Annotated in this window: 10 protein-coding genes and 2 pseudogenes; 6 read left to right on the top strand and 6 right to left on the bottom strand. The window is 43.3% G+C overall.

The genetic code is table 11. The annotated features are described in order from the left end of the window. The first annotated feature begins 77 nt into the window (after positions 1 to 77). The 3 genes and pseudogenes from NSS75_RS03410 (at position 78) to NSS75_RS03400 (ending at position 1,856) form a co-directional block, all read left to right on the top strand. Entirely contained in the window at positions 78 to 635 is a 558-nt protein-coding gene (locus NSS75_RS03410; protein WP_044161601.1) for a helix-turn-helix domain-containing protein, read from the top strand. Between the two features lie 82 nt (positions 636 to 717). Further along, a pseudogene (locus tag NSS75_RS03405) lies at positions 718 to 1,211 on the top strand (MarR family transcriptional regulator). Between the two features lie 15 nt (positions 1,212 to 1,226). Beyond that, entirely contained in the window at positions 1,227 to 1,856 is a 630-nt protein-coding gene (locus NSS75_RS03400; protein WP_038954157.1) for a nitroreductase family protein, read from the top strand. Positions 1,857 to 1,896: 40 nt separating this feature from the next. Here NSS75_RS03400 and NSS75_RS03395 read toward each other — a convergent pair. The 3 genes and pseudogenes from NSS75_RS03395 to NSS75_RS03385 all read right to left on the bottom strand — a co-directional run. Beyond that, positions 1,897 to 2,191 (bottom strand): annotated as a pseudogene (locus NSS75_RS03395) (SDR family oxidoreductase); the annotation flags it as partial. Between the two features lie 37 nt (positions 2,192 to 2,228). Then, on the bottom strand, positions 2,229 to 4,886 hold the full coding sequence (locus NSS75_RS03390; RefSeq protein WP_213418352.1) for an MMPL family transporter: 2,658 nt from the start codon (positions 4,884 to 4,886) through the stop codon (positions 2,229 to 2,231). Then, a complete protein-coding gene (locus NSS75_RS03385; protein WP_024120373.1) occupies positions 4,883 to 5,341 on the bottom strand; it encodes a MarR family transcriptional regulator in 459 nt (152 codons plus the stop codon). The genes NSS75_RS03390 and NSS75_RS03385 overlap by 4 nt, the downstream gene beginning before the upstream one ends. Before the next feature lie 167 nt (positions 5,342 to 5,508). Between NSS75_RS03385 and dinB the strand changes: the two genes are divergently transcribed. The 3 genes from dinB (at position 5,509) to abc-f (ending at position 9,564) form a co-directional block, all read left to right on the top strand. Continuing rightward, on the top strand, positions 5,509 to 6,018 hold the full coding sequence (gene dinB / locus NSS75_RS03380) for a damage-inducible protein DinB (protein ID WP_339235938.1): 510 nt from the start codon (positions 5,509 to 5,511) through the stop codon (positions 6,016 to 6,018). A 178-nt stretch (positions 6,019 to 6,196) separates the two neighbouring features. Beyond that, positions 6,197 to 7,576 (top strand): amino acid permease, encoded by a 1,380-nt coding sequence (locus NSS75_RS03375; protein ID WP_095714186.1) that lies wholly within the window; start codon positions 6,197 to 6,199, stop codon positions 7,574 to 7,576. Positions 7,577 to 7,914: 338 nt separating this feature from the next. Next, entirely contained in the window at positions 7,915 to 9,564 is a 1,650-nt protein-coding gene (abc-f, locus tag NSS75_RS03370) for an ABC-F type ribosomal protection protein (protein WP_101860707.1), read from the top strand. A 54-nt stretch (positions 9,565 to 9,618) separates the two neighbouring features. Here the strand turns inward: abc-f and NSS75_RS03365 are convergent, their stop codons facing one another. From NSS75_RS03365 to NSS75_RS03355, 3 genes are all read right to left on the bottom strand, one after another. Next, positions 9,619 to 10,440, bottom strand: a complete 822-nt coding sequence (locus NSS75_RS03365; RefSeq protein WP_339235930.1) for a sugar phosphate isomerase/epimerase family protein — start codon at positions 10,438 to 10,440, stop codon at positions 9,619 to 9,621. A gap of 15 nt (positions 10,441 to 10,455) precedes the next feature. Then, positions 10,456 to 11,799, bottom strand: a complete 1,344-nt coding sequence (locus NSS75_RS03360; RefSeq protein WP_213418349.1) for a sugar porter family MFS transporter — start codon at positions 11,797 to 11,799, stop codon at positions 10,456 to 10,458. A gap of 82 nt (positions 11,800 to 11,881) precedes the next feature. Next, positions 11,882 to 12,886, bottom strand: a complete 1,005-nt coding sequence (locus tag NSS75_RS03355; protein WP_103671992.1) for a LacI family DNA-binding transcriptional regulator — start codon at positions 12,884 to 12,886, stop codon at positions 11,882 to 11,884. Between the last annotated feature and the right edge of the window lie 45 nt (positions 12,887 to 12,931).

The raw sequence follows: 12,931 nt of genomic DNA, 5'->3' as shown, positions 1-12,931 counted from the left end.
TTATAGCTTACAACTGTATGTAATAGCTGATTTTAATATGTTATAATAAAGCGAATATGACGTAAGGAGATACATGTATGGATGATATCCAAGCCATTATCGCAAAGAATCTTGTCAAACTCAGAAAAAGCAGAAACCTGACTCTTGATCAAGTTTCTGAGTTAACGGGCGTCAGCAAAGCGATGCTAGGACAAATTGAGAAAGAAAAATCGACCCCGACTGTCACCACTCTCTGGAAGATCGCAAATGGACTGCAAGTATCTTTTTCTGTTTTTCTGAAAGAAGACAAGCCGAAAGTAAGAAAAATTAATCTTAAAGATATTGAACCTGTTACAGATAATGAAGAAAACTACATTGTTTACCCCTTTTTTCCGTACAACCCTGAAACAAAGTTTGAAATTTATGTTGTCGATCTGAAACCGGGATGCATACATGAAGCAAAAACACATTTAGGAGAAGAATACATTTTAATCAAAGAAGGCGAGTTAACCGTCAATCTGCAGGATCAGGAGCATTCGCTGGTACCAGGAGACGCCATGCAGTTTACGGGATCCACACCGCACAGCTACATCAATTCATCACAGAAAACGGCCAGCTTTTTTCTGCTGATGTTTTATCCTGAGCCGCAAGGATAACAAAAACCTCCCAACTTATATGTTGGGAGGTTTTTCAAATATGCAAAAGGCTTGCAAATTGAAATCAATCGTTGTATATTAATTGACGTGTCAATTATTGATATATCAATTATTTTTTTGACAAGAAAGAAGGGATGGGTTTTGGCATCATTTTGTTCTGAGGAAGCCGAGATTTTATATCAGCTGCAAGGCGTGAACAAAGTGATTGGCGTGAAGTTCGAGGCATGCACGGGCATCAGCCAATCTCGTTTGGAATTGCTGACATTGCTTTATCATGCGGATGAGATCAGTCAAAGCGACCTTCAAAAGAAAGTCAATATCGACAGCGCGGCCGTCACAAGACACCTAAAACAGCTTGAAGCCAAAGGCATGGTATCAAGACGGCGCAAGCCCGAGGACAACCGCATCACCCTTGTTCGGTTAACAGACCAGGGAAGAGAGCGAATTGAGTCTTCTAAGAAGGAAAAGGAGCGTTTCATGAACGAAATGCTCGCAAATGTAAGTGCAGAAGAACGCCGCCTGCTCATTGATGTGCTGGCGCGCATGCGAAACAATATAAATAATATCGAAGCTTAAGAGGAGTGTATCAACATGATCAAAACAAACGATTTTATGGACATTATGAAAGGACGCCGTTCCATTCGCAATTATGATCCGACAGTGAAAATCAGCAAAGAAGAGATGACAGAAATCCTAGAGGAAGCTACAACTGCGCCATCCTCTGTCAACGCGCAGCCATGGCGTTTTCTCGTCATCGACAGCCCGGAAGGAAAAGAGAAGCTCGCGCCGCTAGCAAGCTTTAACCAAACACAGGTCACAACTTCATCTGCCGTCATCGCTGTTTTTGCAGACATGAACAATGCAGACTACTTAGAAGACATTTATTCAAAAGCCGTGGAGCTCGGTTACATGCCGCAGGAGGTAAAAGACAGACAAATCGCTGCCCTGACAGCACATTTTGAAAAGCTTCCGGCTCAGGTGAACCGTGAAACGATCCTGATTGACGGCGGCCTTGTTTCTATGCAGCTTATGCTGACTGCACGCGCGCACGGCTATGACACAAACCCGATCGGCGGCTACGATAAAGAAAACATCGCGGAAGCCTTCGGATTAGACAAAGAGCGTTATGTGCCTGTTATGCTTCTTTCCATCGGAAAAGCTGCGGACGAAGGATACGCTTCCTACCGTCTGCCGATTGATACTATTGCAGAATGGAAATAAAACAAAGCTCCCAAGAATGACTCTTGGGAGCTTTTTCATTTTAAATAAATCCGCCATTCACACGGATCGTCTGGTCTGTGATCCATTGAATTGTTCGCTCGTTAAAAATTCAATCACATTTGCGATATCTTCCGGTACCGCATTAATGGTGATTTGTTTCACGGCTAATTCTTTGGCAAGCTGACGGGTGAATTGCCCAAGCGGCTTTTGTTCCCGCATATGCTGTATGTCGGAAACATTTGACCGACAACAGATGTAGAAAAGTTGATGATTCTCCCCTGTTCCTCCATTGCTTGCTGACAGGTGAAAAACGTGCCTTTTACATTTACAAAAAAGAGTGATGAACAAATGAATTGTCACCACTCTTTTTTTCTATTCTTTATTTTTCTTTCTGCCAAACGGCCACCAGTTTCCTTCTCCAAATGTCACAATGATTGCCGGCATCAAGAGCGGAAGAATGACAAGGCCGTACAGCAGCAGCCCGATAATGACGACACTTGCCACCTGCATCAGCGTATTAACGCCCGATGGCATCATCGCCGCGAATGTACCGGCCAAAATAATAGCCGCGGTGATGATGACAGAGCCCATTTTGCTCATTGACCTGATGACACCTTGATGAATGCCAAGCTGAACCTCTTCTTTAAAGCGGTCAAGCAAAAAGATCGAGTAATCTACCCCTAACGCGATCAATATGACAAAACTGAAGAACGGTACCGCCCAGCTGACTCCATCATTGCCCAAGATATTCACAAAAATCAATTCCGTCATTGATATTGAAGTGTAATACGTAAGCAGCAGTGAAGCGATCATATAAATCGGCATCACCATTGAACGGAACAAGATTGTCAAGACGATAAACAGCCCGAGAATCATGATGACCATCGTTCTGGAGAAATCCGTTGTAGACAGCTCTTTTAAATCGGCATTGACGCTCGTTACCCCGCCGTAAACAATTTGAGTGTCCTCCAGAGGCGTGCCGCCGACTTCGCCGGCTACCGCTTTTTTGATCTGGTTTATGGTCGTAATCGCTTGTTCTGAATATGGGTTTGAATCCAAGACGACGCTTAATTGCACTCCCTTGCCGTCTGCAAAGGAATACCGATCAATTGATTTCTTAAAATCCTTATCTTTCATGACTTGATCAGGAATAAAAATCCCCGTATCCCGAACGGTTGAGCTTTTGCTCATGTCCTCTAACATATCACTGGATGCCGTAAGCCCGTCGGTGATTTTTGTCAGTCCATTATTTGCACTCTTCACACCTTCGGCAAGCTGATTCAGGCTTTCTGTCAGTGTTCCGGCCTGTTTCTGCTGGCCTGAAAGCTGCTCATTTGCTTGCTCAAGGCCGGTTTGAATTTGTCCAAGCTGTCCGCTGATTGCTGTGAGCTGCGGCACCGCCTGTGCGGTATTGCCGGTTTGAGAAAGCTGTTTGCTGACAAGCTGCAGCTGCTCATTGATTTTTCCCAAACCGTCAGCTGCATCTGACAGTGAGCCTCCGGAGCTGCCATTCGCGGCTGTTCCGGTTTGCCCGGACATTTGATTCAGCCCATCTTCAATATCCGTTAACCCGCTTTGGACATCAGCAATTCCCTTTACTGTCTTATCCAGCCCGTCTGACACAGAGCCTAGCTGTTTATCAATATATAAATCTTTGATTTTTTCACCCGTCGGCTGGGTAATGGTCATGACGGAATCAACATGTTCGACTTTCTCAATGGCTTTGCTGATATTTCCAAGATAAGGGATCGTCTCAGCGGTAGTGAGATCCTTGTCTCCTTTTATCACCACATTCACCGGAAATGCTTTTCCTTCACCAAACCCATCCTTAATGGCTTCAAGACCTTTGATGGATTTGTAATCGCTGCTGATTTCCGCCGTTGAATCAAATGAAATCTGGTCATCATAGGTCAAAATGAACGGAAGCGTGATGATGACTGTTATAACGAGAAACAGAAACGGACGGGCAACAGAATGTCTGCCGAGAAACGCCCACAATTTATTGTCATTGTGCGACAGCACTTTCTTAGACGGCCAGAAGAGCTTTTCACCGAGCGTCACCATAAATAAAGGCAGCAGAGTGAAGAGGATGATCATTAAAATGCCAACCCCGACAGCAACTCCCACAGCTGATTGGAAAATGGCGAACTTCGCAAAACCAAGGGCAGAAAACCCGATCAATACCGCAAACCCGCTGATAAACAATGTTTTTCCGCCTGTACGGTAAGCAATAAGGGTTGCCTCTTTTTTGTCATGCCCGTTTGCCAGTTCTTCACGGAAACGAGTCAGAAGAAGAATACAGTAATCTGTTCCAATCCCAAACAGGATGGCAACTAAAAAGGTTTGGGTAAATGTCGAAATAGGAAAATCAACATTATAAACTAAAATGCCCAGTATAGATTGACTGATTACATACGAGAAACCGACAATCACAATCGGGATAAAAGGCGTCACAACAGAGCGGAACACGATCAGCAGCAAGCCGATAATCAAACAGACTGTGATCACTTCCGTTTTCTTAAGCCCATCCTCTGAGCTGTGCGCAAAATCCTGATTGATAAGAGACGCTCCCGTAATATATGCCGTCAAATCATCGGGAACGATTTGATAAATATCATCGGCAATATTTTCCGCTTTCTTATCAGATCCGGTGATCGTTACGGGAATAAGAATGGTTTTCTTATCCTTTGAAATCAATTGATCTTTGATTTCTTTTTCACCTGTCAGCGGAGATGTTACCTCTTCAACACCATCAATCTTTTTGACGTTATCGATCATGCTGCGGAGCTGATCCTCTGTATCTTTATTTAGCGCACGATCTAATGGAAAGACAATGCTTATCGAATTATTGTTTTCTCCGGCTTTTTTCAGAATAGCATTTGCTTTTTCTGAAACGGAATCAGCCGGCAGCTGTGCCTGCCCCTTTTGATTGGCCAGCTCCGTTAAGTTGGGAGAAAATAAATTCAATATAACAGTCAGCGCTAAGATAACCGCCGCAATGGCCCATTTGAATTTGACAATCGATTTCATTCCGGAAGATCCCCTCCTTTAAATTTGCTTTTTAGAATGGTAAATATGTCAATGAATGATTGTAAGTGCTCCTCATCTATATCGTGCATCAGCTCTTTGAGCGCGTTAAAGATAGCTGAATCCAATTCTTCGATAATGCTTTCACCGTTTTCTGAAATTTTGATTCGTTTCGTGCGTTTATCACTTTTTACCGGACAGTCATCCCACTCAACCAATCCCTTTTCCAGCAGCTTCTTCAATCGGTTAGAAATCGCGCTCTTATGCACGTTTTGATACATGGCCAGGCTGCCGGGAGAAGATGGGCCCTTGACTTTTAAAATTTTTAACAGGTCGGCCTGTTCTCTGGAGATGTGTTTGAATACATCCTGATCGACTTCATGATGTACAAACTCTGTACCTTCAAGTAAAACTTCTACGAAAAGATTTATCGCTTGGCATAGCTTCTGTTCATTCAACGTCTTTCCTCCTGCATTTTAGTTTACACCCCTAAACTTTCGATCGATGCTACATAGTTTATCCCTCTAAACTATGTTCTGTCAATACATTTTATTCACAGAAAATCCCCTAAAGAATGTTTGTTCGTATACAATAGAAATGATAAACGCGAAAGGGGAAAATTCACATGTCTGATCTAGCATTACAATTGTATGAATATAACGTATGGGCTCATCAGCAAATGTTTAATCGATTAAAAGAGCTTCCACAGGAGGTTTATCGTCAGGAGATCCAAAGTGTGTTCCCGTCAATATCCCATGTGTTGTCCCATGTTTATCTTTCTGATCTCGGCTGGATTGAAGTGTTTTCCGGAAAAAGTATGAACCATGCTTTGGCATTAGCTGAACAGCTTAAAGACCAGACAGTGGCGAAGGAGCTAGCGGAAATGGAAGCCCTGTTTCTAAAGTTGTCCGAGCGATATACAGCTTTTTTCAAGCAAAAGGAACAGATCCATAAACCCCTTCAGATTGAAAATCCCGCCGGCGGAATCATGAAAACGACTGCTTCTGAACTGGTGCCGCATGTTGTAAATCACGGGACATATCACCGCGGCAACATAACAGCGATGCTGCGTCAGATAGGGTACGCATCTGCTCCGACTGATTATGGGCTTTATCTGTATATGAAAAAATCATAAAATGGCGTAAACAAAAGCGGCTCCCACGATTGAGCCGCTTTTTTCGTATCTTGTGATGAATCGATAAACCTTAAAATTTCCTTCCATATTTCCTGTATAGTAAAAAAGATAGAAATTTTAGTGTTATAATAGTATCTAAAAACATGTTTAAACAATTTTCAATGGAGGAACACACAAAGTGACAGACGACATGACGCAAGATCCTAATATAAATCAGCAGAAACTGTCGAGAGGCCTGAAAAACAGGCACATCCAGCTTATTGCGATCGGCGGAGCCATTGGGACAGGCCTGTTTCTCGGCTCGGGAAAATCGATACACTTTGCAGGACCGTCAATTTTATTTGCTTACATGATCACGGGGATCATTTGCTTTTTAATTATGAGATCGCTTGGAGAACTGCTGTTGTCTAATCTGAACTATCACTCTTTTGTTGATTTTGTTCAGGATTATTTAGGCGATATGGCCGCATTTATCACAGGCTGGACCTACTGGTTCTGCTGGATTTCAATCGCGATGGCCGATTTAACTGCGGTCGGGCTATATACACAGTATTGGCTTCCCGGTGTGCCGCAATGGGTTCCGGGCTTAATCGCTCTTATTATTTTACTGATTATGAACCTGGCTACCGTCAAGCTGTTTGGAGAATTGGAATTCTGGTTTGCATTAATTAAAGTCATTGCCATCTTGGCGCTGATTGTGATCGGTCTTTTTATGATTTTCAAAGGCTTTTCCACAAGTTCAGGTGTTTCCAGTTTCTCAAATCTCTGGAACCACGGAGGCATGTTCCCGAATGGAATACACGGATTTATCCTCTCGTTCCAGATGGTTGTGTTTGCCTTTGTCGGCATTGAACTCGTCGGGCTTACAGCGGGTGAAACAGAAAACCCTGAAAAAGTCATCCCTAAGGCGATCAACAATATCCCTGTAAGGGTGCTGCTTTTCTATATTGGGGCGCTTCTTGTGATTATGAGCATCTATCCATGGGATGTCATCAATCCCAGCGAAAGCCCATTCGTACAGGTCTTTGTTGCAGTCGGCATCGTCGGTGCGGCAAGCATTATCAACTTTGTTGTATTAACGTCAGCTGCCTCAGCCTGCAACAGCGCTGTATTCAGTACAAGCCGCATGGTCTATTCACTGGCGAAAGACAAGAATGCGCCGGAATCAATGGCAAAACTGACACCGCGCAAGGTACCGAGAAATGCATTGTTCTTTTCAGCTATCGTGATTTTAATCGGTGTGACATTGAACTACATCATGCCGGAAGGCGTATTTACCTTGATCACAAGTATTTCCACCGTATGTTTTATCTATATTTGGGGAATTACTGTTATCTGCCATATGAAATACCGTAAAACAAGACCTGAATTGGCGAAAGCAAACAAATTTAAGCTGCCGCTTTATCCATTTACGAATTACTTAATTTTGGCGTTCCTGGCGTTTGTCCTTGTTGTACTGGCATTAGCACAGGATACTCGGGTTTCCTTATTTGTTACACCGGTTTGGTTTATTTTGCTGATTGTGATTTATAAAGTAAGAAAATTAAAGCAGCCATAACCCTTTTAAGCTCCTGCCTCAGAAATGAGAGCAGGAGCTTTTTTGATTGGATATCCAGAGGAATTCCAATTTCCCTTTGCTTTCGAATTAAAAAATATGCTATATTGTTTGTAATAAATTGAGAAGGGATGATGGGTGGACAATGATTAACTAATCTTATTTTTAACGTTTGAAATCGCATATTTCAAATCATAAAAAATAGGATTAGTCTGCCCATTTTCTAAATACGTACGCGCTATTTCTGAAGAATAGCTTATTTAATCATGGCAAAGGCACGGCTAATCCTTCCAAAACATTTGGGAGGATTTTTTTGTTCTCCCTTAAAGCGAGGGATATAGATGAAAGAACAATTAAAACTTATAAACGTCAGCTATGAAGTGAAGGATCTTACCGTTTTTAAAAACATAAATGCCAGCGTTCAGCAAGGCGATATCATTGGGATTATCGGCAAAAACGGGGCTGGAAAATCGACGCTGCTTCACCTGATCAACAAGGACTTAATTCCGTCACAGGGACAAATCCAATGGATGCAGCACGGCTTAAAAACGGTGCTGGTTGAACAGGAGACTGAATCGTATTCCTTTGAGAATCAGACACCTGCCGAAGTGAAACTGCTGGAGAAATGGCACGTGCCAGCCCGTGATTTCAGCCAGTTAAGCGGCGGAGAAAAACTGAAAGCACGGCTGGCAAAAGGGCTATCAGAGGATGCAGACCTTTTCCTGCTAGATGAACCGACAAACCATCTTGATGACATAAGCCTGCAATTTCTCATTCAGCAGCTGAAAAATGTTAGCGGCACTGTCATTCTCGTTTCGCACGATCGGTATTTCTTAGATGAAGCTGCCACGAAAATATGGTCAATCGAGGACCACACGCTGACTGAATACAAAGGGAACTACTCTGGTTACATGAAGTTCCGGAAAGAAAAAAGACTGACACAGCAGCGCGAATATGAAAAACAGCAGAAAATGATTGAACGGATTGAAGCACAAATGACAGAACTCACTTCATGGTCGAAAAAAGCCCACGCACAATCGACGAAAAAGGAAGGGTTTAAAGAATACCATCGTGTAAAAGCAAAGCGCACAGATGCCCAGATCAAATCGAAACAAAAGCGGCTTGAAAAAGAACTCGAAAAAACAAAGGCTGAGCCTGTCGATCCGGAATATACTGTTCGTTTTTCAATTGATACAACTCATAAAACAGGAAAACGGTTTTTGGAGGTTCAACATCTGACGAAGTCATTTGGCGAAAAGACACTGTTTCAAAACGCCCGCTTTACGATTCAGCACGGAGAAAAGGTTGCCATTACAGGCCCGAACGGCAGCGGAAAAACAACCTTATTGAAAGTCATTCTTGGACAGGAAACGGCTGAGGGAAAGGTGTGGATATCACCATCAGCAAAAATCGGTTATTTAACACAGGAAGTATTTGATTTGCCTTTAGAACAAACACCGGAGGAGTTATTTTATCAAGACACGTTCGAGGCGAGAGGAAATGTCCAGAATATCATGACGCGATTGGGATTTACCGCTTCTCAATGGACAGAACCAATTCAACATATGAGTATGGGCGAGCGTGTAAAGTGCAAGCTGATGGCTTATATCTTAGAGGAAAAAGACGTGCTGATATTAGATGAACCGACCAATCACCTCGACCTGCCGTCACGCGAACAGCTGGAAGAAACACTGTCACAATACAGCGGCACACTGATTGTGGTATCGCACGACCGTTATTTTCTCGAGAAAACAACGAACAGCAAACTCGTTATCTCAAACAATGGCATCGAAAAGCAATTGAATGACGTTCCTTCAGAAAGAAATGACCGGGAGGAGCTTCGTTTAAAGCTTGAGACAGAAAGACAAGAAGTGCTGGGAAAGCTCAGTTTTATGACGCCAAATGATAAAGGGTACAAGGAGCTGGATCAGGCCTTCAATGAGCTTACGAAACGGATGAAAGAGCTTGATCATCAAGATAAAAAAAACTGAGCGGGAATGTTCAAGCGGCATTAAAAAGGACAACAGCCGTTGTCCTTTATTTCTTTATATTTTCAAGCCTTCCCATGACCTTAATGTCTCTAATGATGACTTATAATACCCTGCCGCTACTTCCAAATAGGCATTTCCTTTCATCGGAGTAAACGGATCCGGTCCAGCCGCCACCATCTCCATAATTATCGGGCCTTTATAACCGATAAAATTAAGCGCTTCGATTTGCTCTTTGAGATTCGCATGGCCGTTTCCGATCGCCTGGCGATTTGAATCAGCCACGTGATAGACTCCGAGTTTCTGCCCTGCCAATTTAATGGCCTTTACAGGATCAGCTTCTTCTATATTCATATGATACGCATCGAGAAGTACTTCGAGATTGGGGCTGCCGACATCGCGAATGAATTGTAAAGCTTCTTCACAAGTGACCACTTGGTGATTTTCGTATCGGTTCAGTACTTCAAATACCACCTGAATCTGTAATTCCTCCGCTTTAGCCATGATCCTATTAGCGCTTTTGACTAGTAAACTCCAATCCCTTGTATCATCACCGCTCCCTCTCACTTTACCGACATCGCCGTGAATACAGATACGGGGAGCCCCTAAATCCACAGCCCAATCCAGTAAATCTAAGAAATACTGCACAGCCTTTGAACGAACTTCTTCATTCGCACTTGAAATATCCACATTCCTTGGCGTTATCGATAAAACCTTTACTTGATGAGCAGCCAATGTTTCGGCAATGTCTTTCGGATTCAGCGAAATATCCCCTTCGACCTCAACCCCATCTACTCCGATTTCTGCAGCCAGCCGGCATTTTTGTTCAAATGGAATGCTGCCGAAAGTCCATAAGCATAACCCATATTCTCTTCCCATATTGAAATCCTCCTTTTAGAAAGATGAAGCTGTATTCTTTGACATGATTTCTCCTTCAATCTGTTCCAATGATTTGCCTTTTGTCTCTGGCACATATTGATAAACAAAGAGAAAGGCAAGTACACCAATGGCGCCGTACATGAGAAATAAAGCACCTGTACCTATCAGATCTAAAAGCAGCGGGAAGGACAGCGACACTGCAATATTTGCCAGCCACAGACAGGTACTAGCAATTCCCAGCGCCGTTCCCCTGACCTGCAACGGAAAAATTTCAGCCAGCACAACCCAAACGACCATTCCCCAGCTCGCTGAATACGCTACCATAAACAAGCATAAGCAGGATAACAGCAGCCAATCGGGTGCATGAAAGAACAGCGTACTGATGCCCAAAATACCAAGTGCCAAAGACATTCCGACATTGCCGATCAGCATGAGCTTTCTTCGCCCTATCATATCAATCAGCAGCAAGCCGATGATCGTAAATAAGACATTGATAATGCCGATGCCAATGGTTCCTGCAATGGCACTGGAAGCGCCGAACCCCGCATTTTCTAAGATGGTCGGTGTATAATAAATAATCGTATTCGTGCCTATTACTTGCTGAAAGATGGCGACCCCAATACCTAAAAATAAGATCGGCCTGATTGCCGGGGATAATAATGTTGATATGGAAACACGTTCCTTCGTCTTAATCTCCTTCATACTGCGGATCTCAGCATCGATTGTTTTCGGATCTCTCGTCAGAAGCAAAATATGGCGTGCTTCATCCTCACTTCTTTTCTGCAGCACCCATCGCGGGCTTTCAGGCATAAAAAACATGCCAGCCATGAGAATGAAAGAGGGAATCACTGCTAATAGAAGCATCAGATCCCACCTGCCCGAAGATGAAAAAACAAAGTTTACAATATACGCCATGAGAATTCCGAAAGAATTCATCAATGTATTCAATGAAGCGATTCTGCCTCTGATCGCGGCAGGCGCCATTTCTGACAGATACAAAGGAACAATTGCCGAAGCTCCTCCAACTGCTACACCTAATTCCATTCTGAATAGTAATAATATTCCGATATTATGAGCTAAGCCTGTTCCAATGGCTCCAATTGTAAAAAGCACACCTAGCCAGATGATTGTTTTTTTCCTGCCATAGCGGTCGGAAAATCTTCCGCAAAAGGCTGCCCCGGCTAAAGCGCCAATCAGTACTCCGCTGACAACCAATCCTTCTAAAAATGGAGTCAGCTCCATGTCTTCTCTAATAAACAGCAGCGCGCCGGATATTACACCCGTATCGTACCCGAACAGCAAACCTCCTAATGCCCCGAAAAAATAAATAAGACTGATATAGGCCTTTTTGGATGTCATTAAGACACCTCCGACTGATTGTATTTAACGTTTAAGAGGGGATATCCCTTCGTTTAAGAGAAAGATCCCCCAAAATACAGGGTCATAACAGTGACGCCGTTGAATTCCGCACAATTAATGAAGGAGACAGCATCACACGCTGTATCACTTTCTTTTGTTTTGAATCGGCCATGCCGTCCATCAGCAGTTCGATTGCCTTTTCTCCCATTTCTTCAGTCGGCTGTGCGATAGTCGTCAATTGGGGATCACTGATCTTTGCAAGGATGCTGTTGTCAAACCCAACTAGAGAAAGAGATGAAGGAATAGAAATGTGAAGCTGCCTAGCAGCCTGTAAAACGCCTAAAGCAAGCAGCTCAGTCGTCACAAAGACAGCTGTCGGCCTATGTTTTTGATTAAGCAGCTTTAAACTGATGTCTTTACTGGCTGACAAGTCATATGGACAGTCCAGAATGGCTGATTCATCGATTTGGATTCCTGAAACCTGCAGTCCTTCTTTAAAGCCGATGACACGATTTTTGATTGATGTATTGTTAATCTTTTCTGCTATGACAGCTATATTTGCATGCCCTAAATGGGCTAAATGGACAGCTGCCTCGTATCCCCCTTTAAAATCATCCGCCACTACAGTGTCTACAGGCAGATGCGGTATATCTCTCGACAGCATGACAACCGGCATGTCGCTTTCAATCAGCTCGCGTATCGCCTGACTGTTTTTGAGACCCGTCGCCACAATAATGCCGTCTACATGCTTTTGCTTCAGCATGGTGATATATTCTTCTTCTCTCAGCGAATGATTGTCCGTACTGCATATGATGACACTGAAGTCCTTTTTACGGCCGCTGTCCTCCACGGCTCTGGCCAGTTCGGCCATAAACGGATTGGCGATGTCAGGAATGAGCAGCCCGATGGTCTTCATCATTTTTCTGGCTGAAGTCACAACACTTGGCTGATATTGAAGCTCCTCAATCACTTTCCAAATTCTATTTTTCGTTTTTTCACTTATATTGCCGGTGTTATTAAGAACCTTTGAAACCGTAGAGATTGAAACGTTTGCTTCCTTAGCAACATCATAAATGGTTGTTTTCATAAGAAGGCCACCTTTATAAAATAGATCCTCTCTAGTATAAACGAA

The sequence above is a fragment of the Bacillus sp. FSL K6-1012 genome, from assembly GCF_037964915.1.
Lineage (GTDB): Bacteria > Bacillota > Bacilli > Bacillales > Bacillaceae > Bacillus > Bacillus halotolerans.
The sequence above is the reverse complement of the archived record's forward strand: the minus strand, read 5'-3'. Positions and strand labels throughout refer to the sequence as shown.